Origin of the sequence: Qipengyuania flava (genome assembly GCF_019448255.1) — a bacterium.
In the GTDB taxonomy this organism is placed as follows: Bacteria; Pseudomonadota; Alphaproteobacteria; order Sphingomonadales; family Sphingomonadaceae; genus Qipengyuania; species Qipengyuania flava_A.
Map to the genome: position 1 here is coordinate 1023805 of NZ_CP080410.1, position 24039 is coordinate 1047843.

24 protein-coding genes and 1 tRNA gene are annotated in these 24039 nt (G+C 66.0%); 15 read left to right on the forward strand and 10 right to left on the reverse strand.

The annotated features are described in order from the left end of the window. Nucleotides 1-85: 85 nt before the first annotated feature. The 6 genes from ftsZ to KUV82_RS05005 all read left to right on the forward strand — a co-directional run bounded on the left by ftsZ (nucleotide 86) and on the right by KUV82_RS05005 (nucleotide 6279). Nucleotides 86-1894, forward strand: coding sequence for a cell division protein FtsZ (gene ftsZ, locus KUV82_RS04980; RefSeq protein WP_219955786.1), 1809 nt, complete (start codon nucleotides 86-88; stop codon nucleotides 1892-1894). 49 nt (nucleotides 1895-1943) lie between these two features. Continuing rightward, complete coding sequence (locus KUV82_RS04985; protein WP_258319850.1) at nucleotides 1944-3530, forward strand: tetratricopeptide repeat protein; 1587 nt, start codon at nucleotides 1944-1946, stop codon at nucleotides 3528-3530. 149 nt (nucleotides 3531-3679) lie between these two features. Beyond that, nucleotides 3680-4183 carry a YbjN domain-containing protein gene (locus KUV82_RS04990; protein ID WP_219955787.1) on the forward strand — a complete coding sequence of 168 codons (504 nt, stop codon included), beginning with the start codon at nucleotides 3680-3682 and terminating at the stop codon, nucleotides 4181-4183. Nucleotides 4184-4318: 135 nt separating this feature from the next. Then, complete coding sequence (locus KUV82_RS04995) at nucleotides 4319-5059, forward strand: Bax inhibitor-1/YccA family protein (protein ID WP_219955788.1); 741 nt, start codon at nucleotides 4319-4321, stop codon at nucleotides 5057-5059. Between the two features lie 159 nt (nucleotides 5060-5218). Further along, the gene (locus tag KUV82_RS05000; RefSeq protein ID WP_258319851.1) at nucleotides 5219-6115 is read left to right on the forward strand and encodes a hypothetical protein; all 897 of its coding nucleotides are present in this window, start codon (nucleotides 5219-5221) and stop codon (nucleotides 6113-6115) included. 88 nt (nucleotides 6116-6203) lie between these two features. Then, nucleotides 6204-6279, forward strand: a tRNA-Ala gene (locus tag KUV82_RS05005). A gap of 23 nt (nucleotides 6280-6302) precedes the next feature. On the opposite strand, the gene KUV82_RS05010 is transcribed toward KUV82_RS05005, so the two are convergent. Next, nucleotides 6303-7184 (reverse strand): hypothetical protein, encoded by an 882-nt coding sequence (locus KUV82_RS05010; protein WP_219955789.1) that lies wholly within the window; start codon nucleotides 7182-7184, stop codon nucleotides 6303-6305. Continuing rightward, complete coding sequence (locus tag KUV82_RS05015) at nucleotides 7174-8493, reverse strand: replication-associated recombination protein A (RefSeq protein WP_219955790.1); 1320 nt, start codon at nucleotides 8491-8493, stop codon at nucleotides 7174-7176. Before KUV82_RS05015 ends, KUV82_RS05010 begins: the two co-directional genes overlap by 11 nt. Before the next feature lie 106 nt (nucleotides 8494-8599). On the opposite strand from KUV82_RS05015, the gene KUV82_RS05020 reads away from it, so the two are divergent. From KUV82_RS05020 to KUV82_RS05030, 3 genes are all read left to right on the forward strand, one after another. Further along, the gene (locus tag KUV82_RS05020; RefSeq protein ID WP_258319852.1) at nucleotides 8600-9229 is read left to right on the forward strand and encodes a PadR family transcriptional regulator; all 630 of its coding nucleotides are present in this window, start codon (nucleotides 8600-8602) and stop codon (nucleotides 9227-9229) included. A 74-nt stretch (nucleotides 9230-9303) separates the two neighbouring features. Beyond that, on the forward strand, nucleotides 9304-9735 hold the full coding sequence (locus tag KUV82_RS05025) for a hypothetical protein (RefSeq protein WP_219955791.1): 432 nt from the start codon (nucleotides 9304-9306) through the stop codon (nucleotides 9733-9735). Next, the gene (locus tag KUV82_RS05030; protein WP_219955792.1) at nucleotides 9732-10148 is read left to right on the forward strand and encodes a hypothetical protein; all 417 of its coding nucleotides are present in this window, start codon (nucleotides 9732-9734) and stop codon (nucleotides 10146-10148) included. The genes KUV82_RS05025 and KUV82_RS05030 overlap by 4 nt, the downstream gene beginning before the upstream one ends. Before the next feature lie 4 nt (nucleotides 10149-10152). On the opposite strand, the gene KUV82_RS05035 is transcribed toward KUV82_RS05030, so the two are convergent. Next, the gene (locus KUV82_RS05035; protein WP_219955793.1) at nucleotides 10153-11325 is read right to left on the reverse strand and encodes a glycosyltransferase family 4 protein; all 1173 of its coding nucleotides are present in this window, start codon (nucleotides 11323-11325) and stop codon (nucleotides 10153-10155) included. A gap of 173 nt (nucleotides 11326-11498) precedes the next feature. On the opposite strand from KUV82_RS05035, the gene KUV82_RS05040 reads away from it, so the two are divergent. From KUV82_RS05040 to KUV82_RS05050, 3 genes are all read left to right on the forward strand, one after another. Continuing rightward, complete coding sequence (locus KUV82_RS05040; RefSeq protein WP_219955794.1) at nucleotides 11499-12656, forward strand: phosphoserine transaminase; 1158 nt, start codon at nucleotides 11499-11501, stop codon at nucleotides 12654-12656. Between the two features lie 90 nt (nucleotides 12657-12746). After that, nucleotides 12747-14330, forward strand: a complete 1584-nt coding sequence (gene serA, locus KUV82_RS05045; protein WP_219955795.1) for a phosphoglycerate dehydrogenase — start codon at nucleotides 12747-12749, stop codon at nucleotides 14328-14330. A gap of 28 nt (nucleotides 14331-14358) precedes the next feature. Then, nucleotides 14359-15471, forward strand: coding sequence for an ATP phosphoribosyltransferase regulatory subunit (locus tag KUV82_RS05050; protein ID WP_219955796.1), 1113 nt, complete (start codon nucleotides 14359-14361; stop codon nucleotides 15469-15471). On the opposite strand, the gene KUV82_RS05055 is transcribed toward KUV82_RS05050, so the two are convergent. The 3 genes from KUV82_RS05055 to KUV82_RS05065 are packed head-to-tail and all read right to left on the reverse strand — an operon-like array spanning nucleotide 15468 to nucleotide 17896. Beyond that, nucleotides 15468-16073, reverse strand: coding sequence for a glutathione S-transferase (locus KUV82_RS05055; RefSeq protein ID WP_219955797.1), 606 nt, complete (start codon nucleotides 16071-16073; stop codon nucleotides 15468-15470). The genes KUV82_RS05050 and KUV82_RS05055 overlap by 4 nt on opposite strands. Then, nucleotides 16066-17031 carry an oxygen-dependent tRNA uridine(34) hydroxylase TrhO gene (trhO, locus tag KUV82_RS05060; RefSeq protein ID WP_258319853.1) on the reverse strand — a complete coding sequence of 322 codons (966 nt, stop codon included), beginning with the start codon at nucleotides 17029-17031 and terminating at the stop codon, nucleotides 16066-16068. The genes KUV82_RS05055 and trhO overlap by 8 nt, the downstream gene beginning before the upstream one ends. A 46-nt stretch (nucleotides 17032-17077) precedes the next feature. Next, nucleotides 17078-17896 carry an aldo/keto reductase gene (locus KUV82_RS05065; protein WP_219955799.1) on the reverse strand — a complete coding sequence of 273 codons (819 nt, stop codon included), beginning with the start codon at nucleotides 17894-17896 and terminating at the stop codon, nucleotides 17078-17080. A gap of 182 nt (nucleotides 17897-18078) precedes the next feature. On the opposite strand from KUV82_RS05065, the gene KUV82_RS05070 reads away from it, so the two are divergent. Further along, nucleotides 18079-19368, forward strand: coding sequence for an adenylosuccinate synthase (locus KUV82_RS05070; RefSeq protein ID WP_219955800.1), 1290 nt, complete (start codon nucleotides 18079-18081; stop codon nucleotides 19366-19368). 15 nt (nucleotides 19369-19383) lie between these two features. Next, nucleotides 19384-19917: a L,D-transpeptidase family protein gene (locus tag KUV82_RS05075; protein WP_375541238.1), complete on the forward strand. Its 534-nt coding sequence runs from the start codon at nucleotides 19384-19386 to the stop codon at nucleotides 19915-19917. Here KUV82_RS05075 and KUV82_RS05080 read toward each other — a convergent pair. Together KUV82_RS05080 and KUV82_RS05085 are read right to left on the reverse strand one after the other, a co-directional pair. Further along, nucleotides 19914-20288, reverse strand: coding sequence for a DUF6768 family protein (locus KUV82_RS05080; RefSeq protein WP_219955801.1), 375 nt, complete (start codon nucleotides 20286-20288; stop codon nucleotides 19914-19916). The two genes, KUV82_RS05075 and KUV82_RS05080, sit on opposite strands and share 4 nt — an antisense overlap. Further along, nucleotides 20285-20839 (reverse strand): RNA polymerase sigma factor, encoded by a 555-nt coding sequence (locus tag KUV82_RS05085; RefSeq protein WP_219955802.1) that lies wholly within the window; start codon nucleotides 20837-20839, stop codon nucleotides 20285-20287. Before KUV82_RS05085 ends, KUV82_RS05080 begins: the two co-directional genes overlap by 4 nt. A gap of 124 nt (nucleotides 20840-20963) precedes the next feature. On the opposite strand from KUV82_RS05085, the gene KUV82_RS05090 reads away from it, so the two are divergent. After that, nucleotides 20964-21935 (forward strand): MarR family transcriptional regulator, encoded by a 972-nt coding sequence (locus KUV82_RS05090; RefSeq protein ID WP_219955803.1) that lies wholly within the window; start codon nucleotides 20964-20966, stop codon nucleotides 21933-21935. Nucleotides 21936-21960: 25 nt separating this feature from the next. Here the strand turns inward: KUV82_RS05090 and KUV82_RS05095 are convergent, their stop codons facing one another. Together KUV82_RS05095 and lysA are read right to left on the reverse strand one after the other, a co-directional pair. Beyond that, nucleotides 21961-22734: a precorrin-2 dehydrogenase/sirohydrochlorin ferrochelatase family protein gene (locus KUV82_RS05095; RefSeq protein WP_219955804.1), complete on the reverse strand. Its 774-nt coding sequence runs from the start codon at nucleotides 22732-22734 to the stop codon at nucleotides 21961-21963. A gap of 11 nt (nucleotides 22735-22745) precedes the next feature. Next, the gene (gene lysA / locus KUV82_RS05100) at nucleotides 22746-24008 is read right to left on the reverse strand and encodes a diaminopimelate decarboxylase (protein WP_219955805.1); all 1263 of its coding nucleotides are present in this window, start codon (nucleotides 24006-24008) and stop codon (nucleotides 22746-22748) included. Between the last annotated feature and the right edge of the window lie 31 nt (nucleotides 24009-24039).

Here is a 24039-nt window from a genome sequence, read left to right on the forward strand (position 1 = left end):
ATTATGCCGGCGCGAGCGATTCGCTTTGTGCCAGACTTGTGACATAAAGCCCGCAGGGCGACTTACGTTTACACGGGGACTCTTGATGAGCATCAATATCGGACCAGCATCGGACGACGATCTTCGTCCCAAGATCATGGTCGTGGGCGTCGGCGGCGCGGGCGGCAACGCCATCGCCAACATGATGGAGGCCGAGATCGAAGGCGTCGACTTCATCGTCGCCAACACCGACGCGCAGGCGCTGAGCAGTTCCCCGTCCGAAAAACGCATCCAGCTGGGACCCGACATCACCGGCGGCCTGGGTGCGGGCGCGCGCCCCGAAGTGGGCAAGGCTGCGGCCGAGGAAACGGTCGAGGAAATCGAAGACGCGCTCGATAATGTGAACATGGTCTTCATCGCCGCCGGCATGGGCGGTGGCACCGGTACCGGCGCGGCCCCCGTGATCGCCGAAGCCGCGCGCAAGAAGGGCGTGCTGACCGTTGGTGTCGTGACCAAGCCCTTCCTGTTCGAAGGCACGCGCCGCATGCGCGCCGCAGAAGCCGGCATCGAAGAGCTGCAGAAGCACGTCGATACGCTGATCGTCATTCCCAACCAGAACCTGTTCCTGGTCGCCAAGGCGGAAACCACCTTCAAGGAAGCCTTCCAGCTGGCCGACGAAGTGCTCCAGCAGGGCGTACGTTCGATCACGGACCTCATGGTCATGCCTGGCCTCATCAACCTCGACTTCGCCGACGTGCGCAGCGTGATGAGCGAGATGGGCAAGGCGATGATGGGCACCGGCGAAGGCGAGGGCGACAACCGCGCTCTCGAAGCCGCCGAACGCGCCATTGCCAATCCGCTGCTCGACGGCGTTTCCATGACCGGCGCCAAGGGCGTGATCATCTCGATCATCGGCGGCGAAGACATGAAGCTGCTCGAAGTCGACGAAGCGGCGAACCACATCCGCGAGCTGGTCGACGAAGACGCCAACATCATCTGGGGCAGCGCCTTCAACCCCGACCTGGAAGGCAAGATCCGTGTCTCGGTGGTTGCCACGGGCATCGAGGGCGACGGTGTTCCCGCAGCCGCGGCGCCGCGAGCATTCTCGATGCGCGAAAGCAGCGCGCCCAAGCGGCCGATCCTCGACCTCCCCAGCGAGACGGTAACCGAGGACGAGCCGTTCGAGCTCAACGAAGGCCTCGCCGCCGAGCCGGAGCCGGAACCGTTCCAGGCGCCCGAACCGGAACCTTATCAGGCTCCCGAGCCCGAGCCGGAAGTGGCCAGCGACGATGCGTTCGACCTCACCGACGAAGCCGTTGAAGACGAACCGGAAACGTCCTTCGGCCTCTCGCCCGCGACATCTGCTTCGGATGATGCGGAAGAGGACGACTACGACGACGTGGACGAGATCGTCGATCCGCTCGCGGGCCTGCGTAACGAACACACCGAACGTTTCGATGCCGGCGAGGACGATGGCGTCCCGCCGCCGGCCGAGGACACCGAATTCGGCGGCGCTGCTGGCGAAGGCGGCTTTGGCGACGAACGTCCGACGCTGGACCTTTCGGGCGACATGGCCGAGCCCGCCGACAGCTCGCAGGACGAGTTCTCGCTGGATGACGAGCCTGTCTCCGGCGAAAGCCCGCTGGCGACCAAGCCGGGCCGCAAGCGTCCGGTGCTGGGCGGCGATGACGACGGCGCGGATGCGGGCGGTGGTGCCGGCGGAAGCGCAGGGGGCGGCGCAGCAGGCGGTGGCGGCGCATCGTCGCTTCCCGGCAACACGCTGTTCGAGCGCATGGCCAACCTCTCGCGCGGTGCAAGCAGTTCCGACGAGGACGATGACGACGAGGATGGCGATGACAGCAGCTCCGGCGGCCTCAACATCCCCCGCTTCCTCGGACGCCAGAACAACCAGTAATCACGACCATGTCAGCGCGGGTTCACCCCCGCGCTGCTAGGAAAAGCCCATGATACCGACCAGGCGCCTTGCTGCCGCTGCTGTGCTGCTTGCCTCAGCTGCGCTGCCGGTTTCGGCGTGGGCGCAACGCGAAATCGTACAGCCGTTACCCTCCGAAGGGGAGCGCGAGCTGAACGCGGCGCTCACCCGTCTTGCAGCCAACGCAGCCGATGTCGGCGCGCTGCTCGATGCGGGCAACGCCGCGCTCAAGCTCGATGATATCGAGGCGGCGATCGGGTTTTTCGGGCGGGCGAACGAATTGCGGCCGGGCAATGCGTCCTCCAAGCTAGGACTGGCAAAGGCCTACACCCGGGCGCGCCGCCCGGTGGAGGCTCTCCTCCTGTTTGCCGAGGCGGAACGGGCGGGCGTCTCCAACGCACGCATGGCAGAAGACCGGGCGCTGGCCTTCGACCTCGTTGGCGATACCGCGAGCGCGCAGGAGCTTTACCGGCTGGCGCTGGCCGAAGGGGCAGGCGCACCGACCCAGCGCCGACTTGCGCTAAACCAGGCGATTTCGGGCGACCGCGAGGGTTTCGAGGCGACGTTGCTGCCGCTGCTTGAGCGCGGCGATGTTACCGCCTTTCGCACGCGTGCCTTCGGCCTTGCCATCCTTGGTGACACCGAAGAGGCGAAGTCGATCGCCAACACCATGCTCCCCTCTGGCCTCGGCGCGCGGCTGGCGGCCTATTTCGACTACATGCCTCGCCTGACAAAGGCGCAGCAGGCCGCAGCCGGCAACCTCGGTGTGTTCCCGCTGGTGGCGAACATCGGCACGGACGAGCAGGGCATTGCCGACTACGCGGGCAGCCCCGTGCGTATTGCGCGCACGGAGCCGCAGACAGCAGCGCCAGCGGCGCCTCCTCCTCCTCCGCCTCCACCGGCGCGACAAACCCGCGAACGACCCGCGACCGCACAGCCAGCACAAAGTGGCCCGCGTGCGGCGGGCCGGCAGGGTTTCTACGATCGCTGGGGGCGCGAGCGTCCGGCACCCGTTACGCGCGCGGCCTCCGAGCCGGTGGAGAGCGAGCCTGTCGCGCCACCTCCGCCTCCGCCTCCGCCGCCTCCCCCTCCGCCATCTCCGCCGCCTCCGGAGCCGTCGTCGCCTCCGACCGCTGTCGAACCGGTGGTCGTGGCCCGCGCGCAAACGCCGGCACCTGTCGTGCCACAGCCCGCCGCTGAGCCGGCCCCCGAGCCGGAGACGGTCTCGCTCGACGAGGCGTTCAGCAGCTTCAGCCTCGCGCCTTCCGAGCCCGATCCGGCGCGTGCAGGGGCGGTCGACATCACGCGGATCGATATCCCTCGCGAACGCGAGGAGCCTCCGCCGCCGGTCCACCCCGCACGGCATTGGGTGCAGGTGGCCACGGGCCGTGATCTTGGCGCGCTGCGATTCGATTGGCGGCGCATTGCGCGCCAGGCCGAAGGGGCGCTGGACGGGAAGGGACCCTTCACCGCCCCCTGGGGTGTAGCGAACCGCCTTTTGGCAGGACCGTATGACAGCGCTGCCGAAGCCCGTGAAATGGTCAATCAGCTCAGGGGCTTGGGGCTGGATTCCTTCCCCTTCACCAGCGCCAAGGGCGAGGCGATCAACGATTTCTAGCGGGTCGCAGGGTTAACCGGTGCGGTGCATTTGTTCACAAGCTTTGCACAAGCCTTAACGGTTCTCCCCAGCACCGATGGGCGCCTCCATTGCCAAACGCCTGCCGGGTTCTGCATCCATCGTCTCATGACGCGCACGGAACCGCTTCGATGAGACCTTCAGAGGACCGCTACGAGGCCGAGCAGGACGCTGCTCCGCTCGACATGCTCGTTGCGCTGTTCGAAGCGCGCGGGTGGCCTTGCGAATCCACGCCGACGGAGATGAGCGGGGAGGTCCAGGGCAGCTGGACCAAGTACCAGCTGCGCGGCATCTGGCGGCCCGAAGACGGTGTCCTGCAGATCCTGTGCCTCCCTGACATCCGCATTTCGGGCGACAAGCTGCCCCAGGCGCACGAGCTGGTCAGCCTGGTGAACGAGCAGATGTGGCTCGGCCATTTCGATATCTGGTCGAGCGGCGGCGTGCTGCTCTACCGCAACGGCACCATGCTGGGCGATGACGGGCTTCTGAGCCTCGGCCAGGCGCAGGCGCTGGTGGAGATTGCGGTCGATGAATGCGACCGGTTCTACCCGGCATTTCAGTTCGTTCTGTGGGGAGGCCGTACTCCGACCGAGGCGCTCGAGGCGGCCATGGTGGACGCCGCCGGCGAGGCCTGATCCGAGCTCCATCGGGCGTTAACCACGCGCCGGGCTGCTGCGTCCGGTTTCGCTTGAAATCGCCGTGCGAAATGCCAATATTCAAGGCCTAGGAGCAGGGCGTATTTCCGCGCTGCCAAGAGGAGTTGCACACACATGGCCAATTGGAACGACACCGACCAGAGGCAGGGCCTTGGCTCCGTGCCGCGCGCTGGCGACGCCGTTGCCAGGCAGGAAACCTTCGACGCAGGGCTGCGCAAGCACATGCTGTCGATCTACAACTACATGACTTCGGGCGTGCTGCTGACCGGCATCGTTGCCCTGCTGACGGCGCAGAGCGGCCTTGCTCTCGCGTTTGCAAGCGGGCCGCTGATGTGGATCGTCGCGCTTGCCCCGCTGGGCTTCATCCTCGCGATGAACTTCGGCCTCAACCGCATGAGTAAGACGACGCTGCAGGTGCTGTTCTGGTCCTTCGCGACCGTGATGGGCCTGTCGATGTCGACGATCTTCCTTACCTTCACGGGTGAATCGATCGCGGCGACCTTCTTCGCTACCGCCGGCGCCTTCGCCGGTCTCAGCCTTTATGGCTACACCACGAAGAAGAACCTGCAGGGCTTTGGCACCTTCCTTGTGATGGGTGTGATCGGCCTGCTGATCGCAATGGTGATCAACATCTTCCTGCAGTCGAGCACGATGGCCCTGGCCATCAGCTTCATCGGCGTGCTGATCTTCGCCGGTCTCACCGCCTACGACACGCAGCGCCTGAAGATGGAGTATCAGTACCTGCGCGGCACCGAGTTCGCCGGCAAGGCGATCATCATGGGCGCCGTCAGCCTGTACCTCGACTTCATCAACATGTTCATGTTCCTCCTGAACTTCATGGGCAATCGCGAGTAAACCACTCGTCGCACGCGAGAATCGCTTGAACGTGCCCGGGGCGCTCCATGCGCTCCGGGCATTTTCTTTGCCTGAAGGACGCGCTAGACCCTGCGTCCTTCATGCGCCGTCAAGGATCGGCGGCGCAGCATAAGAGAGTTTCGAGGAGGGTCGCGCGCCATGGGCCGCAAAGCCAATATCACCGTTCGTTTCGCCGCCGTGGCGACTGGTCTCGCCGTCCTTGGGGCCTGCGCCACGCCGCCGCCGCCTCCGCCGCCGCCGCCGCCGGCACCGGTCCAGGAGCGCGTTCCCGTCCGCCCGCTGCCTCCGGGACAGGCGTCCTACGTCATGGACATCCCGCGCCTCAATTCGATGGGCCTGCGCGAAACGGTGAACCTGGGCATCTCGGACGACGAGAAGGTCTGGCACTTCCGTTCGGCGTGGAACGTTGCGGCGCTCAACTGCCTCGATCCGCAGTACCAGCCGATCCTCGATGCCTACAGCAGCTACATCAAGGATTACGCTCGTCCGCTGAAGCGCGTGAACGACCGGATCGACGGTGAATACCGCAAGGAACACCGTGCGCGCCGCGCGGCCATCATGGCTCGCGAAAGCCAGATGACCATGGTCTACAACTACTTCGCCCTGCCGCCGGCGCGGTCCGATTTCTGCCGTACCGCGCTGGGCGTGTCGCAGCAGTACCTTGCCTCCGGCGGGGTCGACCCGGTCGCATTTGCGCTGGCCAATTTCCCGACAATGGAAGGCCCGTTCGAACGCTTCTTCCTCGCCTACGAGCAGTATGAGAGGGATTCGGCGGCCTGGGATGCCCGCTACGGCGAACGCTACGGCGCTTCGCAGCCGGGCTATGTCGCGGTGCGCAACGCGCGCGGTTTTGCGCCCTCTCCGGGCCAGGATCCAGTCCTGCTGACGGCCGAGCCGTTGCAGGAAACCACCGTCATCGATCCCACCACTGGTGCATCCATCCCGGTTGCCCCGGTGGACGAGACGCAGGCTTCGGTGCCCATCGTCCAGCCGATCCCGAACGATGCTGGCGAGGACGACACGCCGCAATCGTGAGGCACATGCTTCTTTTCAGGCGCGCCGCTTTTGGATAAACGGCGCGCCTCGCACTTCTGCATTTGGCAGGGTGTTCTCGACCTGGAACGGGGCCGTAGCTCAGTTGGGAGAGCGCGTCGTTCGCAATGACGAGGTCAGCGGTTCGATCCCGCTCGGCTCCACCAGGCTTCCTTCCAGTTCAGCCGTTTCACAGCGCTCCGAAGGTCCACCCCTCGGTGCGCGCGACCGTGTCGGTCAGACCGCCGGGCGACCAGCGATCGGGCTGGTCTCCCACCGCGCGCAGCCAGGCGGCGGTGAGCAGTGCGTCGGAGGAATGGTCGTCTAGCGCACCTTCACCGGGCACCGCCGGCGAGCCCAGCGCGCCGAGCGCCTTATTGAGCGCTTCGTAGCTGCGCATCTTCGCCTTGGCCGCGCTGCGTCCGGCCTCCATTGCGGCAAGGCTGGTGTAGATCTCGACGAGCGCGGAGCCGGATGCGGGCAGAGGGTCGATCGGCCAGACAGGCAGGTGGCCGCGCAGGCGGTGCAGCATCCGCATGCCGGTAAGGCTCGATTTGCCGACCTGCGCAGCGCCGACGAGGTTGAAGTTCGAATAGGGTTTGCAGCCCATCGCCGCCTGCGCCTGTTCGGTCACACGGAAGCGCCCGCGGCCATGGTCGGCACCGTCGCAGCCGAAATGCGCGCCGGTGTCGGCGCCGTCGCGGAAATAGGGGCGGAATTCGGGATGGTCGACAAAGCTCTGCGCGCCGAGGTTGGGATCGCCTGAGCAAATGTCGTCGATCAGCGCCCAGAGCGAGGGCGCGTCGGGAAGCAAGACCTCGCGGCGCGGGAAATAGGCGCCGCAATCGGCGAAGGGCAGGGCGATGCCGAGATCGACGCCGACAAGGGTGTCGTCGGGCAAGTCGTTCGCCAGCAGTGCCAGCACATCCTCGCGCGACCAGCCTTGCCCAGGATCGACCAGGACAGGCGGGCCGCCATCAAGATGGGCGAGACCGAGCGCGATACCCTTCTGCCGTGGCCCCTTCGCGCCCGACCAGTCGATCGCAAGGAAGTGGCGAAACCTATTCGCCACGTTCGCGCCGCAGCTTGTCCCAATAGTCGAGGCGCTTTTTCACCTCGCGCTCGAAGCCGCGTTCGACCGGCTCGTAATAGCTCTGCGGCTCCATCTCCTCGGGCCAGTAATTGTCGCCCGAAAAGCCATCCTCGGCGTCATGGTCGTAGCTGTAGCCCGAGCCATACCCGATATCCTTCATCAGCTTGGTCGGCGCGTTGAGGATGTTCTGCGGCGGCATGAGGCTGCCGGTTTCCTTGGCCGATTTGAACGAGGCCTTCTGCGCCTTGTAGACCGCGTTCGATTTGGGCGCGGTGGCGAGGTAGGTGCAGGCCTGCACCAGCGCGAGCTCGCCTTCCGGACTGCCGAGGAACTCGTAGGCGTCCTTGGCGGCCATGCACTGCACCAGCGCCTGCGGGTCGGCCATGCCGATGTCTTCCACCGCCATGCGCACGAGGCGGCGGGCGAGGAAACGCGGTTCTTCCCCGGCGGTCAGCATGCGGGCGAGGTAGTAGAGGCTTGCCTGCACATCGCTGCCGCGCACCGCCTTGTGGAGCGCGGAAATGAGGTTGTAGTGCCCCTCGCGGTCCTTGTCGTAGACCGCCACGCGGCGCTGGAGGAACTTGCCGAGGGCTGCCGGGTCGAGCTCCCCGTCGATCTTCGCATTGTAGAGCGTTTCGGCCTGGTTGAGCAGGAAGCGCCCATCTCCGTCCGCGCTGGCCACCAGCGCATCGCGTGCCTCGGGCGCAAGGGGCAGGGGCCCTTCGAGCACCTCAGCGCGGTCAAGGAGCTGGCCGAGCGCCTCGTGGTCGAGCCGCTGGAGGATCAGCACCTGCGCGCGGCTCAGCAGCGCCGCGTTAAGGGCGAAGCTGGGGTTCTCCGTCGTCGCGCCGACCAGCGTGACCGTCCCGCGCTCGACGAAGGGCAGGAAACCATCTTGCTGCGCGCGGTTGAAGCGGTGGATCTCGTCAACGAACAGCAGCGTTCGCTGGCCCGCCTCGGCGGCCTTGTCGGCAGCAGCGAAAGCTTTCTTGAGGTCGGCAACCCCGCTGAACACGGCGGATACGCTTTCAAACCGCATCCCGACGCTGTCGGCGAGCAAGCGGGCGATGGTGGTCTTGCCCGTGCCGGGCGGTCCCCACAGGATCATGCTCGACAGGCGCCCGGCGGCGACCATCCGGCCAATTGCGCCTTCCGGCCCGGTCAGGTGGTCCTGCCCGATGACCTCTCCCAGACTGGCGGGGCGCAGGCGGTCGGCCAGCGGCGCGTCTTCGCGCGGCGTGTCGGTGGCAGATGCCTGGGGCAGGTCGTCGGGGAAGAGGTCGGCCATTGGTCGGCTGACATAGGGTGTTCGGCGAGGAATTGCAGGGGGCACTTGCCATACCGCTATTACGATATATCTTAGAGCTATCGAAGATACAGTAAGGACATTGCCAATGCACAAGGCACACAAGTGGCGCAAGATGCGCAAGATGGGCGGCTGGCCCTTCGTCGCCGCGATGATGGCAGAGACGGAGTGCCGCGAAGGCATGGGCGCTTCGGCCAAGTTCGGCGGCCCCGGCTGGGCGTTTGATTTCGGTTCGCGCGGAAGTGGCGGACGGCGCCGGCGGCGCATGTTCGGACCTGGCGAGCTTCGCCTCGTCCTGCTCAAGCTGGTCGCCGATGAGGCGCGCCACGGCTATGAGCTGATCAAGGCGATCGAGGAAATGACTGAAGGCGCCTATTCGCCCAGCCCGGGCACGATCTATCCGACGCTTTCCCTGCTCGAGGACGAGGGCGCGATTGCGCAGGCCGCGGGCGATGAAACCCGCAAGGCTTTCGAGGCGACCGATGCCGGGCGCGCCGAACTGGAAGAGCGTGCGGACGAAGTGACCGCCCTGTTCGAACGGCTCTCTGGCCATGGCGAACAGCGCCGGGTCTATGCGACGCCGGAAATGTTCCGGGCGGCGGGCAATCTTGCCTCGGTGCTGAAGAACAAGGCCCGTTCGGGCAGCCTCGATGAAAAGACCGTCCAGGAAATCGTCGACCTGGTCGACGAGCTGGCGAAGAAGATCGAGCGCCTCTGATACGCGCCCCCGATTTGCCATCCGCAGGCGAGACGCTAATCTCGCCTGCGGAGAGGCATAAGAGGGGGAGTATCATGAACACTACGACCAAAGCGCCGTGGCACCTGTGGGTGGTCGGTGTCGTATCGCTGCTGTGGAACGCGGGCGGTGTTGCCAGCTATTTGGCGACCAAGACCGGCAATCTGGACGCGTTCGGCATGCCGCCGGAAAACCACTCCTATTTCTACGATTTTCCGGCCTGGGCCTCGGCTTTCTGGGCGCTGGGTGTCTGGGGGAGCTTCCTTGGCTCGGCCGCGCTCCTTTTGCGCCGTAGCTGGGCCGTAGCTCTTTACGCCATCTCGATTGTCGGTCTTGCAGGGACGACGTTCTACGAACGCGCAGTGGCCGATGTGCCAGAAAGCCTGCAGAACACGGGACAGCTCCTGTTCGCCCTGGCGATCTGGGTTATCACCATCGCCTTGCTGCTCTACGCGCGGCGCATGGCGGCAGCAGGCGTCCTCAAGTGACCAGCGCGCCGGCGGGCACCCCCTGGCACCTGTGGCTGGTGGGTGTGCTCGGCGCGGCGTGGAACGCGTTTGGTTGCTATATCTACACGATGGCGATGATCCGCGATCCGGAGACCTTCGCCAGCGCACCGCCGGAGATGGTCGCTGCCTTCGAAGCCGCACCGGCCTGGTCGAACGGGGCCTGGGCCTTCGGGGTCTGGGGCGGGCTTGCGGGCTCGCTCCTCCTGCTGATGCGGAGCCGCTGGGCTGTGCCCGCTTTCGCCGTGTCGCTACTGGGCCTGGTCGGGACCACCTACTACGAGATCACTTGGGACGTGCCGGTGGACGAGGCGCAGCGGATGGCCATCTGGGCCGTTGCCATCGCCCTCTTGGGCTATGCATTCTGGCAGCGCAGGGCCGGAAACCTGCGGTGATCGCCTAACGGGCGGCCGCGCGCTCTTCGTGCAGCCGAAGGTAGGTGTCGACCACCGCCTGGTTGATCGCGTCCCAGCTATAGGCGCGGGCAGCCTTTTCGCCATTCGCGCCATGTTGCAGGCGCAGGGCGTCGTCGGTGCAATAGGGCGCGAGCGCTTCGGCGCAGGCAGGCGCAAAGACATCGGGCTTGCCCGGAGGCACCAGCCGTCCCGTCTCGCCATCCTTCACGAGGCTCGCCGCGCCTGTCGCGCCAGCTGCCACTACCGGTAGCCCACAGGCCATCGCCTCCAGCGTCACATTGCCGAAGGTCTCGGTGATCGAGGGGTTGAAGAAGATATCCCCGCTCGCCAGCGCCTTGCCGAGATCGGCACCCGTCTTGAACCCTGCGAAAATTCCGCCGGGCAGCGCCTTTTCGAACCAGCCGCGCGCCGGGCCATCGCCGATGACGAGGACCTTGTGCGGGACCTGCCGCTTGCGTAGCTGGACGATGGTCTCGGCAAAGACGTCGAGGCCCTTTTCCATGACCAACCGGCCGAGGAACACGATGGCGACGTCGTTGTCTTCCAGCCCCAGCGAGCGGCGCCATTCGAGGTCGCGCTTCGAGGGGTCGAAGATCGTCCGGTCGACGCCGCGCGACCAGATGCTGATGTCGTCATGCATCCGCTGCGCCTTGAGCTCGTCGATCTGGCTCTGCGACGGGGCCACAAGCGCGTCGCATCGGCCGTAGAAGCGCCGCAGGATCGACACCACGGCAGGCTCGAGGAAGCCAGCGCCGTAATATTGCGGATAGGTCTCGAAACGGGTGTGCACCGATGCGAGCACGGGAATGTCCCGCTCGCGCGCCCATTTGAGTGCCTTGTGCGCCGCCGGGTCGGGCGAGGAGAGGTGGACGGTGTTCGGTGCAAACCGCTTGAGGTCTTCGCGCACCGCATCGTCGATGCGCAGCGGCAGGCGGTATTCGCCGCGCCCTTTCACCGGCATGCGGATATTGGGCACGTCGACCAGATCGCCGGTGGCCTCGAAATCCGGGTTCTCCACTACAGGCGCATAGACGCGCAGCGCCGCGCCCTGGCGCAGCAGGTAGTCGGCCAGCCGGTTGAGAGCCTGGTTCGCGCCGTCGCGGGTGTAGTTGTAGTTCCCGCTGAACAGCGCAATGCGAAGATCGGTCACGTCCATCGCGGCGGCTTTAGGGTCTCGGAACACTTTTGGCGAGGGTTCGCTTATCACAGGCATGGCACGACCTGTCGAAGCATACCTATTTCGCATTGACTCCCGACAGGGCAACATTATTGCGGCCGACGGGCCACGCGGTCCCAACGCCGCGCGTGCTCTCTGCAAGGAGAGAATACATGACTGATACACCCGCGCTCAAACCCGAGCGTCCCTTTTTCTCGTCCGGTCCCACGGTCAAGCACCCGGGCTGGTCCCTCGACAATCTAAAGACCGAATCGCTCGGGCGCTCGCACCGCTCGGCGCTGGGCAAGTCGCGCCTGAAATACGCCATCGACCTATCGAAAGAGATGCTCGGCGTACCCGAGGACTACCTCGTCGGCATCATGCCCGCTTCGGATACCGGCGCGCTGGAAGCCGCCATGTGGACCATGCTGCGCCCCGACCGTCCGGCGACGGTCGCTGCGTGGGAAAGCTTCGGCAATGTGTGGATTCAGGACGCGGTCAAACAGCTCAAGCTGCCGCAGTTGACCACGCTCGACGCGGACTATGGCGAAATCCCCGATCTCGCCTCGATCCCGCAGGAGAACGACGTCGTCTTCACCTGGAACGGCACGACCAGCGGCGCGAAGATCCCCAACACGGACTGGCTTGCGCCGGGCCGCGAAGGCGTGACCATCAACGATGCCACCAGCGCCGTTTTCGCCATGGAGATGGACTGGGCCAAGCTCGATGCCACGACCTACAGCTGGCAGAAGGTGATGGGCTCGGAAGCCCAGCACGGCATGCTGATCCTCAGCCCCAAAGCGGTCGAGCGGATCGAGGAATACGATCCCGAATGGCCGCTGCCCAAGCTCTTCCGCATGAAGAAGGGCGGCAAGATCAACCGCGCCATTTTCGAAGGCGCGACGATCAACACCCCGAGCCTGCTAGCGACCGAAGACTATATCGCGGCGCTCGAATGGGCGCAGTCGATCGGCGGCCGCAAGGCGATGTTCGAGCGCGCCGACGCCAACGCAAAGATCGTCACCGACTGGATCGAGGCGACCCCCTGGCTGCGCAACATGGTGTCCGATCCGGCCAAGCGCACCAACACCGGCGTCTGCTTCGTCTTCCAGGGCGACTGGTACGAAAGCCTCAGCGCCGAAGACCAGGCGGCCGTCCCGAAGAAGATCGTCAAGCTGCTCGAAGAGCGCGACGTCGGTTACGACTTCAACGGCTATCGCGATGCCCCGCCGTCGCTGCGCATCTGGTGCGGTGGCACGCTCGAGCAGGAAGACCTGAAGCGTCTCCTGCCGTGGATCGAGTGGGCTTACGAGACCGTCAAGAACGGCTGATCCGGCTGGCGGCCCGACAGCGGGCCGCCGCCTTTCCTTGAAATTCCCGTGCCCGGCGCGTTCCGGGACGACAGACAGGAGCAATCCGTCATGAGCAAACCCAAAGTCCTCATCTCTGACAAGATGGACCCGAACGCCGCGAAAATCTTCGAAGAGCGCGGCTGCGACGTCGATGTGATTACCGGTGAAAGCCCCGAGGAACTTGCCGCCCGCATCGGTGAGTACGACGGTCTCGCCATCCGTTCCTCAACTAAGGTCACGCCTGCGATCCTTGATGCGGCAACGAACCTGAAAGTCATCGGCCGCGCCGGCATCGGTGTCGACAATGTCGACATCCCCTACGCCAGCTCCAAGGGCGTGGTGGTAATGAACACGCCGTTCGGCAATTCGATCACCACCGCCGAACACGCGGTGGCGATGATGTTCGCGCTCGCGCGCCAGATCCCGCAGGCCAATGTCCGCACGCAGGCCGGGGAATGGCCGAAGAACGACTTCATGGGCGTCGAGCTGACCGGCAAGACGCTCGGCTTGATAGGCGCGGGCAACATTGGCTCGATCGTCGCGGCACGCGCACTTGGCCTCAAGATGAAAGTCGTCGCCTTCGATCCCTTCCTGACCGAAGAACGTGCCATCGAAATCGGTGTCGAAAAGGCCGATCTCGACACATTGCTGGCCAAGGCGGATTTCATCACGCTGCACACGCCGTTGACCGACGAGACGCGCAACATCCTCTCGGCGGAAAACCTCGCCAAGACCAAGAAGGGCGTGCGCATTATCAACTGCGCGCGCGGGGGGCTGATCGACGAGGCGGCGCTGGCCGAAGCGCTCGACAGCGGCCAGGTGGCAGGCGCGGCGCTCGATGTATTCCAGACCGAACCGGCCAAGGAGTCGCCGCTGTTCGGCAAACCCAACTTCATCTGCACCCCGCATCTCGGCGCCAGCACCACCGAAGCGCAGGTCAATGTCGCGCTGCAGGTGGCCGAGCAGATGGCCGACTACCTCGTCAACGGCGGCGTTACGAACGCGCTCAACATGCCCAGCCTCTCGGCCGAGGAAGCGCCGAAGCTGAAGCCTTACATGAAGCTTGCCGAAAACCTCGGCAGCCTTGTCGGCCAGCTTGCCCATGGCAACCTCACCAAGATCAGCATCGAACGCGAAGGCGCGGCGGCCGAGCTGTCGGGCAAGCCCATCGAAGGCGCTGTCCTTGCAGGCCTGATGCGCCAGTATTCGGACACGGTGAACATGGTCAACGCGCCCTTCCTCGCCAAGGAACGCGGGCTCGATATCCGCTCGATCCGGCACGAGAAGGAAGGCGCCTACAACACGCTGATCCGCGTCACCGTGGGCACCGATGCGGGTGACCGTTCGGTCGCCGGCACGCTGTTCGGTGCCGACGCGCCGCGCCTGGTTGAGATGTTCGGTGTCGGCATCGAAGCCGAACTGTCGGGCGACATGCTCTACATCGTCAACGAAGACGCGCCGGGCTTCATCGGCCGTATCGGTACGCTGCTGGGCGAAAGCGGCATCAACATCGGCACCTTCCACCTTGGCCGCCGCCAGGCGGGCGGGGAAGCGGTGCTGCTGCTGAGCGTCGATGCGCCGATCCCGCAGGATGTGGTGAAGCAGGCCTGCGCGCTGGAAGGCGTGAAGGTCGTTATGCCTCTGGCATTCTGATCGCCGATGGGGCAGGGGGCGCGGCGCTATGACGACACCTGACGACCTCCTGCCCGTCGGCCTCGAAGACGCGCTGCCCCAGCGCGCCCTTGCCATCACCCAGGCCATGCGCGCCGTTCTCGATGCGATGGACGGCCATGGCTACGACCGGGTACGTCCGCCGCTGGTGGAGTTCGAACGCTCGCTTGCCGGGCGCATGGACGGGGTCGCAACGCGCCGCATGGTGCGTTTCACCGACCCGCAATCGCTCCGCACGCTCGCGCTGCGCAGCGACATGACCGTGCAGGTCGGCCGCATTGCCGCTACCGTCATGAGCGAGGCGCCGCGCCCGCTGCGCCTGTGCTACGCCGGCGATGTCGCGCTGCTGAGCGCCGACCAGCTCGATCCCGCTCGCCAGCGCTTGCAACTGGGCGCCGAACTGGTCGGGGCAGACAGCGTCGCCGCAGCGAGCGAGGTGGTCTCGGTTGCCATCGATGCGCTCAAGGCGGCCGGCGCTGCCAATATCTCGGTCGATTTCACGCTGCCTGACTTGGTTGACACGCTGGCCGAAGAGGCGATGCCGCTCGACGCCGAAAAGCGCGAGGCTGTGCGGCGCGAACTCGACACCAAGGATGCCGGCGGCCTGCGCGATGCGGGCGGCGAGGCCTATCTCCCGCTGCTCTACGCAACCGGCGATTTCGCCAAGGCGATCGACACGCTGGCCGCAATCGACGCGGGCGGTGCGCTGGCAAGCCGGATCGAAGGGCTGCGCGCCATCGCCGCTGCCATCGGCGACCGCGCGCGCGTCACGCTCGACCCGACCGAACGGCACGGCTTCGAATACCAGAGCTGGTTCGGCTTCACGCTTTACGGCGAAGGCGCGCGCGGCGCGCTGGGCCGGGGCGGCACCTACACGATCCGTGGCAGCGAAGAGGCTGCCACCGGCTTCTCGCTCTACATGGATCCGCTGCTCGATGCGCTTGGCTGCGCGACTGGCGATGCAGCGCAGAAGCTGTTCCTGCCGCTTGGCCACGACCGCGATGCGGCCGCGCGCCTGCGCGCCATCGGCTGGCGCACGGTGGCGGCGATCGGCGAGGGTGATGACGGGGCAGCGCTCGGCTGTTCGCACGTGCTCGAGGGCAAGGAGCCTAAGGCGCTCTAAGCGGGCTTCCACTGGGGATGCTTGCGCATCACTCCGTTGAACAGCTCCGACGTAACGAGACTTTCCAGCCAGGCCTGCAGTTTCGGCAGGTCCTGCGCGTCGAACCACGCCCGGTCCGCGTTGGCGAACTGGCGGATGAAGGGGAAGATCGCAATGTCGGCAAAGCCGCGCTTCTCGCCGCAGAGGAAGGCGCTATTCTCCAGCCGTGCCTCCAGCGCCCGCAGGATCGCAAGCGCGGCAGCGCGATGTTCCTCGGGGTCCACGTCCTCGTAGCGCGTTGCGTATTTGTAGCGGTCGAGATGGTGTTTGAACGGACCATCGTTGGCGGCAAGCAACGCTTCGTCCGTGCGCGTGAGCCAGCCTTCCGGATCGCTCTCGCCCAGTGCCCAGCGCATGATGTCGAGGCTTTCTTCAAGGACAACGCCATCGGCCGCGACCAGCACCGGCACCGTGCCCTTGGGGGAGGCCTCCAGCATTTCCGCCGGCTTGTCGCGCAGCACCACCTCGCGGTGTTCGTAGGCCGCGCCGCTGACGCTGAGCGCCATTCGCGCGCGCATGGCGTAAGGGCAGCGGCGAAAGCTGTAGAGGACCGGTTCAGCCATCGCTGTCCGCGTCTTCCTCGCGCCGTCCGACATGCTCGGCCCCGCGCGCTTCTGCGAGCATTTCCTGCCGCTGGCGCTCGGCGTAGCGGGCGCGCTGCTCGTCGCTGCGTTCGTCCCAGCAGCGGTGGCAGCTCACGCCCTCCTCGTAGTGCTCATGCGCCATGTCCTCGGCGCTCAAGGGGCGGCGGCAGGCGCGGCACAGCGCGTGATCGCCAAGCGCCAGGCCGTGGCCCACGCTGACCCTCTCGTCGAACACGAAACACTCGCCGCGCCACAGGCTTTCGGCCTCGGGCACGTGTTCGAGATAGTTCAGAATGCCGCCCTTAAGGTGATAGACCTCCTCCACCCCTTCGGCGCGCGCGAAGGCGGTCGATTTTTCGCAGCGGATGCCGCCGGTGCAGAACATGGCGATCTTGGGTGAGCGACCTTCGGCTTCCAGCTCGTCGCGCTTGGCGCGGAACCAAGCTGGAAACTCACGAAAACTCTTGGTCCCCGGATCGATTGCGCCTTCGAAGGTGCCGATCTGCACCTCGTAATCGTTGCGCGTGTCGATCAGGATCGTGTCGGGATCGGAGATGAGCGCGTTCCAGTCCTCGGGCGCGACATAGGTGCCGACGCCCTCCAGCGGATCGAGATCGGGCTCGCCCATGGTCACGATCTCCTTCTTCAGCCGCACCTTGGTGCGGTGAAAGGGGAGCGTGGCGGCGCGCGATTCCTTGACCTCGATATCCGCGCAGCCCGGCAGGGTGCGGACATGATCGAGGACGGCTTCGATTGCCACGTCGCTCCCCGCGATCGTCCCGTTGATCCCCTCGCGCGCGAGCAGCAACGTACCGCGCACGCCGGCGCCCTCCATTGCGGCGAGCAAGTCGGGCTTGATGGCGGCCGGATCGTCGAAGCGCGCGAACTGGTAGAGCGCGGCGACGCGGATAGGGAGATTGGCGCGGGTCTGGGTCACGCGGCGGCCCCTAGCAAAGCTGCCGCCGCGCTGCATCCCTTTCGCGTTATCCGTTGAATTTTGCCGGATCGGGTCCGAGGCGACCGTCCGCCTCGTCGAGCGCATCGATGCGGGTCATCTGATCGTCCGACAGCTCGAAGGACAGGGCAGCGAAGTTCTGCTCGACATGGTCGCGGCTGGTCGACTTGGGGATGGGGACGAGGCCGTGCTGGATATGCCAGCGCAAAACCACCGCGCTCGCCGGCTGGCCCGTTTCGCCCGCAATCTGCTGGATGGCATCGGCATCCATGCCGCCGCCCTGGCCAAGGGGCGACCAGCTCTGGGTGATGATCCCCATCTCCTTATGGACCGCCCGCAGATCGCGCTGCTGGAAACTGGGATGCAGTTCCACCTGGTTCAGCGCGGGGACGACGCCCGTTTCATCGGCGATGCGCTTCAAATCTTCCTCGCGGAAGTTCGACACGCCGATCGACTTCGCCTTGCCCTGATCGCGCAGCTCGATCAGCGCCTTCCACGTGTCGACATAGAGATCCTTATCCGGGCAGGGCCAGTGGATCAGCAGCATGTCGACATGGTCGCGGCCCAGCCGGCCAAGGCATTTTTCGGCCGCTTTCAGGGTCCGGTCATAGCCCTGGCTGTCGTTCCAGATCTTGGTCTGGAGGAAGATGTCGGACCAGTCACCGATCCCTTCGCCCACGCCGCGCTCGTTGCCGTAAATCGCGGCGGTATCGATCAGCCAATAGCCGACATCGATCGCGGTCTTCACCGCCTTGGGCGCGTTTTCTTCCTCGATTTGCCAGGTGCCGAAACCGAGCTGGGGGATCTGGCGGCCATCGTTGAGGGGCAGGGTGGGATAGTCGGTCATAATGTCTCCTTTCCCCTACCAATGACGTGCGCCGCGCATTGTTTCTGCGGCTTGACGGGACTCGTCGCGGCCCGTAACCCGCGCACCGCATTTGAAGCGGACCGCGCTTCTCCAATTCCATCCCGTGGTCGAGTCCTGTCGAAGGACCTCGTGGATCCCCTGGCAGGGGAAAAGGCGTATTCATGGCAAATGTTACCGTAATCGGTGCCCAGTGGGGCGATGAGGGCAAAGGCAAGATCGTGGACTGGCTCGCCAGCCGCGCGGATGCCGTCGTCCGCTTCCAGGGCGGGCACAACGCCGGCCACACGCTGGTGATCGACGGCACGACCTACAAGCTTTCGCTCCTGCCTTCGGGTATCGTGTCGGGCACGCTTTCGGTGATCGGCAACGGCGTGGTCCTCGACCCTTGGGCGCTCAAGGCGGAGATCGAGAAGATCGAGGCGCAGGGCGTTTCGGTCACCGCCGACAACCTCGCCGTGGCCGACAATTGCCCGCTGATCCTGCCGATCCACCGCGATCTCGACGGCCTGCGCGAAGCGGCTGCGGGTTCGGGCAAGATCGGCACCACCGGCCGCGGCATTGGTCCGGCCTATGAAGACAAGGTTGGCCGCCGCGCGATCCGCGTGTGCGACCTTGCGCATCTCGACCATCTCGAACCGCAGCTCGACCGGTTGTGCGCGCACCATGATGCGCTGCGCGCCGGTTTCGACCAGCCGCCGGTGGACCGCGAAGCGCTGCTCGCCGAACTGCGCGAGATTGCGCCCTTCGTGCTCAAATACGCGCAGCCCGTGTGGAAGCGCCTCAAGAAGGTCCGAAAGGCCGGCGCCAAGATACTGTTCGAAGGTGCGCAGGGCGTGCTGCTCGATATCGACCACGGCACCTATCCTTTCGTGACCAGCTCCAACACCGTCAGCGGCACGGCTGCGGCGGGCAGCGGGCTTGGTCCCAACAGCACGGGCTTCGTGCTTGGCATCGTGAAGGCCTACACCACGCGCGTCGGCAGCGGGCCGTTCCCGACCGAGCTCGACGACGAGGTCGGCAAGGGCATCGGCGAGCGTGGCCATGAATTCGGCACCGTCACCGGCCGCCAGCGCCGCGTGGGCTGGTTCGACGCCGTGCTAGTACGCCAGACCTGTGCGATCAGCGGCGTGACCGGCATCGCGCTGACCAAGATCGACGTGCTCGACGGGCTGGACGAGGTGAAGATCTGCACCGGCTATCGCCTGCGCAACAACGTCTACGACTACTTCCCCAGCCACGCCGCCGACCAGGCCGCGGTGGAGCCGATTTACGAAACCATGGAAGGCTGGAGCGAATCCACCGCCGGTGCTCGCAGTTTCGCGGACCTTCCCGCCAATGCGGTGAAGTATATCCAGCGCGTTCAGGAACTGATCGAGACGCCCGTGGCGTTGGTCTCCACCAGCCCCGAGCGCGACGATACTATCCTTATGCGCGATCCGTTCATGGATTGATGATGATCGCGCGCTATGGTGATGCTCACCATGCGCGCTTTCGCCCTACCCCTTGCCCTTGCCCTTGTGCTTGCTGCCGGCCTTGCCCCGGCTGAAGCCGTGCACGCCCAGCAGGCGCGGGCGGGCGAGCGGGCCGATTTCGTCCTCATCGACAAGTCCGATCGCAAGCTGTGGGTGTACCAGGACGGCAAGGTCATCCGGTCCTATTCGGGCCTCCAGTATGGCGACCAGCCGGTGGGCCACAAGCGCTTCCAGGGTGACGAACGCACGCCGGAAGGGCGCTACACCATTACCTACGGCAACGAGCAGTCGAGCTATTACCTCAGCCTGTTCATCAATTACCCCAATGCGGCGGACAGGGCCTATGCGCGGGCCCGCGGGCGCTCGCCGGGCGGGCTGATCTTCATCCACGGCCAGCCCAACGGCCTGCCCTTCGATGCGCGCGTTCCCGGCGACTGGACCGACGGCTGCATTGCCCTGTCCAACGCCGAGATTGCCGAGCTGTGGAGCCTGGTGCCCGATGGCACGCCCATCGAAATCCGTCCCTAGCCGCGCTTTTCGGCCAGCATGGCGACCTGCACCTGCAGGCGCTTCACTTCGCGCAGGACGTTGAGCATGTTCATGCGCGCGAACATCCATTCCTTGAGGAAGCCCTGCATGATCAGCGTGGCGAGGCTGAGCACGCCCCACACGATCCGATCATCCAGCGCATCGGCGGTCAGCATGCGGTAGAAGGTGTAGAGCACCGCAAAGCCGATCACGAAGGCCATGACCATCATCAGCTTGGCCCAGCCACCCAGCGCGCCGCCCATGGCGTCGCCGATCTGGCGGAACATGCCGCGATCTTCTTCCAGCGTCTTGAGGAATTCCTGGTCGTCGGCGTCGAGCGCGCCGCGGATCCGGTCGTCGATATCGGTCATCTGTCGTCTCCGGTTAGGGCCGCTTTCAACTTGCGGCGGGCGTGAAAGAGGCGGGTCTTGGCTGTCCCGAGGGGGACATCCTGCGCCTCGGCGATCTCGGCGAGGGTCAGCCCCTCGACGAAGAAGAGTTGCGCGGCGAGCCGCTGGTCGGGCGGCAGGGCTGAGAAGGCCTGCGCAATGGCCACCTTCTCGTCGCTGGTGGCGGGCAGGGCGGGTTCGCTTTCGCTCTCTCCCGTCCGCGCCCGGACGGCCTGCGCCGAACGGATATGGTCCGCGCAGCGCCGCCGCAGGATGCCGAAGGCCCAGGGCGCGAAACGAGAGGGGTCACGCAAAGACCGCACCCCGCGCAGGATCGAGAGCCACGCCTCCTGCACTGCGCTGAGCGCCGCTTCGTCATCGCCCAGAAGGCGGCGAGCGGTGCGCGCCAGGCGCGGCTGCCAGCGCACCGCGAGCCGCTGCGCTGCACGGCGGTCGCCGGTTTGCACCAGCGTGACGAGAAGCTCGTCGTAAAGCCGTCCCGAGTCCGGCGGTAAGGCGCGTTTGCCCGTCATGACCCGATAGTCGCAGTACAGGACGCAAAGGTTCAATCGACCCTGTCAATTTTGCCCGATTTCTTGACACGATCTGCATTTGTTCTCACTGTGTTCCCATCTTTCGAGCAAGGAGTGCGAGTCGATGCAGGAGGATTTCCTCTACGAGCCGGTGTGCGATGCGGCCGGGTGCCAGTTGGCGGTGACGGTCCTGGCGGACCGCGACCACGTGCGCGCCGAAATGCGCGACGATGCGGAAGCTGCGGGCTTTCGCGTGCTCGAATGCTGCAGCCTCGAAGAATACGCGCAAGGCCCGCTCGCGGCGCTTGGCGATCTTGTGCTGGTCGATTGTTCGCAGGCCACGGCCGACGCCATGGCGCTGCTCTCGCGGCTCGACATGCGCGGGGGGAAAGCGGGCGCGCAGCTGGTCGTCTCCACCACCATGGGCGCGCTCGACAGCGTGTTCGGCTGCTTCTCCATGTCCTCGGCGCAGATCCTGGTCGATCCGGGCCGGGCGGAGCGGGTGATCGCGATTGGCCGTGTGCTGGCGCGCGTGCCAAATCTGCGCCTGCGCGAAATGGGAGAGGAGGATCGGCTGATGCTGCTGCGGCTCACCGAACAGGTTGGCCAGATTGCCGAGCGACTGGAGAAGCTTTCGCCCGGCCAGCGCGCGGGTGGTGGGGCCTTCCGCTTCGAATCGCCCGCGCCCCATTGGCATGGGCAGGGCGAGGACTACACCGTTCAGAAGGAGGAGGCGGAACGTCCTCGTCTTCCGGACGCGGCGGTCATTCGCACGCTGATCAAGGCGCGCCAGATGCGCAGCCGCTATTTCGATGGGGAGCTGTTCGCCGATCCGGCCTGGGATATCCTGCTCGACCTTTCCGCCGCGCGGGCCGAACGGCTGCAGGTCAGCGTCACCTCGCTGTGCATTGCGGCAGGCGTCCCGGCAACCACCGCGCTGCGCTGGATCGGGCAGATGGTCGATGCCGACCTGCTTGTGCGTGTGGCCGACCCGCACGACCGCCGCCGCGCTTACATCGCGCTGGCGGACAGCACGGCGGACTGCATGGCCCGCTATTTCGCGGACATCGGCGTGAGCGAGCTGGCCGTCGCCTAATGATCAGAGCGGGGCAATAGCCCGCTCAAACACCCGCGCGGTGCAAAATGACAGTCAGCCCGTCTCCGGGCGGATCGGCGGGCAGCCCCATGCGAACCGCATCGGCGCGGGCGCGGATAAGAATGGGTTCGGGGATCGCGGGATCATGGATCACCGTGTCGGCCACGCCCAGCGCACGGGCCTGGCGCAGGGTAAGGTCTTCCGGATCGTCGCTGGTGAGCGTGAACTCGATCACGCCGGTCGCATCGCCCTCCGCATCGCCCTCCAGCCAGCCTTCCACCTTCGCGCTGCTACCAGGCGCCAGAACATCGAGCGTTCCGCCTTCCTGCAGTGCGGCGTCGATCGCGCGGCGGCGCGTATCGCCATCGGGATAGCGCGTGCGGATCGCCTCCCGCGCGGTGCCGAGCGCGGCTGCAAGTGCGCCCAGCGACTGGGGCAGGAGCCGTTCCAGCCGCAGCCGCAAATGCTTGGCAAGCCCCGCCGATGCGCCGCCGGTGCTGACTGCGACCAGCACTGGATCGCGGTCGAGAACGCTGGGCAGGGTGAAATCGCAGAGGTCCGGCCGGTCGGCCACATTCACCAGCAGGCCGCCGCGTTTGAGCCGGAGCCAGGCCGCTTCGGCGGCTTTCTCGTCCTCTAGCGCCACAAAGGCGAGCTTCGCGTGGTGGGCCTCGGTTTCCGGGCAGGGGATGCCGCCTGCGCGTTCCACCAGCCGCGCCTTGGCTGCTGCCATGTCGCCTTCGCCGACCACGACCACCCGCGCGCCGCCGATGCGGTGGAACAGCGGGAGGCTATGCATCGGCAAAGGGCTTACTCCAGCCAGTCGGGAACGCGCTCGGCGTCCATGATCGCGCTCGCCGCAATACGGTCGGCCACGACGGCGTAGCGGTCGCCATCGACCAGCGTTTCCGCAACGAAACCGCGCGAGTTGTAGCTGCTGGCCATGGTCGCGCCATAGGCGCCTGCGGTGCGGAAGACGGCGAGGTCACCTGCGGTCAGGGCGTCGCATTCGCGGTCCATGGCGAAGGTGTCGCCAGTCTCGCAGATCGGCCCGACGATATGGGCGGTCATCCGCTCGCCGGTCGGCTTAACCGCCTCGAAATCGTGCCAGGCGCCGTACATGGCGGGGCGTGCAAGGTCGTTCATCGCGGCGTCCACGACCACGAAGGGCGGGCCGTTGCCGCTGCGCTTGGACCGGATCACCCGGGTGACCAGCACGCCGGCGTTGCCTGCAATGACACGGCCCGGTTCGAACATCAGCCGTACGCCCCAGTCCTTGGTGACGCGCGCGACCATTGCGCCGTATTCCGCCGGGGCGGGAAGCTCTTCGCCGGCCTTGTAGGGGACGCCGAGCCCGCCGCCGAGGTCGGCATGGGTCACCGTGCAACCCGCGGCGCGCAGCTCCGCGATCAGAGCGCCGACCTTTTCAAATGCCGTTTCCAGCGGTTCGAGCGTCGAAAGCTGGCTGCCGATATGGACCGCCACGCCGCGCATATCGAGGCCCTCTTCCTCGGCCAGTCGGGCGTAGATTTCGGCCGCGCGGTCGAGCGGGACGCCGAACTTGTTCTCGCGCTTGCCGGTCGAGATTTTCTCGTGTGTGCGCGCATCCACATCGGGGTTCACCCGCAGGGCGCAGGCGGCGCGCTTGCCGTGACGGGCAGCGATCGCGGCGAGCTCGTAGCCCTCTTCTTCGCTCTCGATGTTGAACTGGCCGATCCCGGCCTCAAGGCCCTGCAGCAGCTCGGCATGGGTCTTGCCGACACCGGAGAAGACGACGTCCTCGGGTTTCATCCCTGCGGCGAGGGCGCGCGTCAGCTCGCCGCCCGACACCACGTCGGCGCCATAGCCTTCGTTCGCCAGCACCTTGAGCACGGCGAGATTGGGGTTCGCTTTGACCGCAAAGGCGATGTGCGGGTTGTCGAGCGCAGAAAGCGCATCGCGGAACACCCGTGCATGGCGCGCAAGCGTGGCGCGCGAATAGACATAGACTGGCGTGCCGACTTCTTCGGCAATTCGCGGCAGGGAGACATCTTCGGCGTGGAGGACGCCGTCACGAAGCTGGAAATGGTCCATGCGCGCGCCTCTGCCCAAAGCCGCGCGCCAT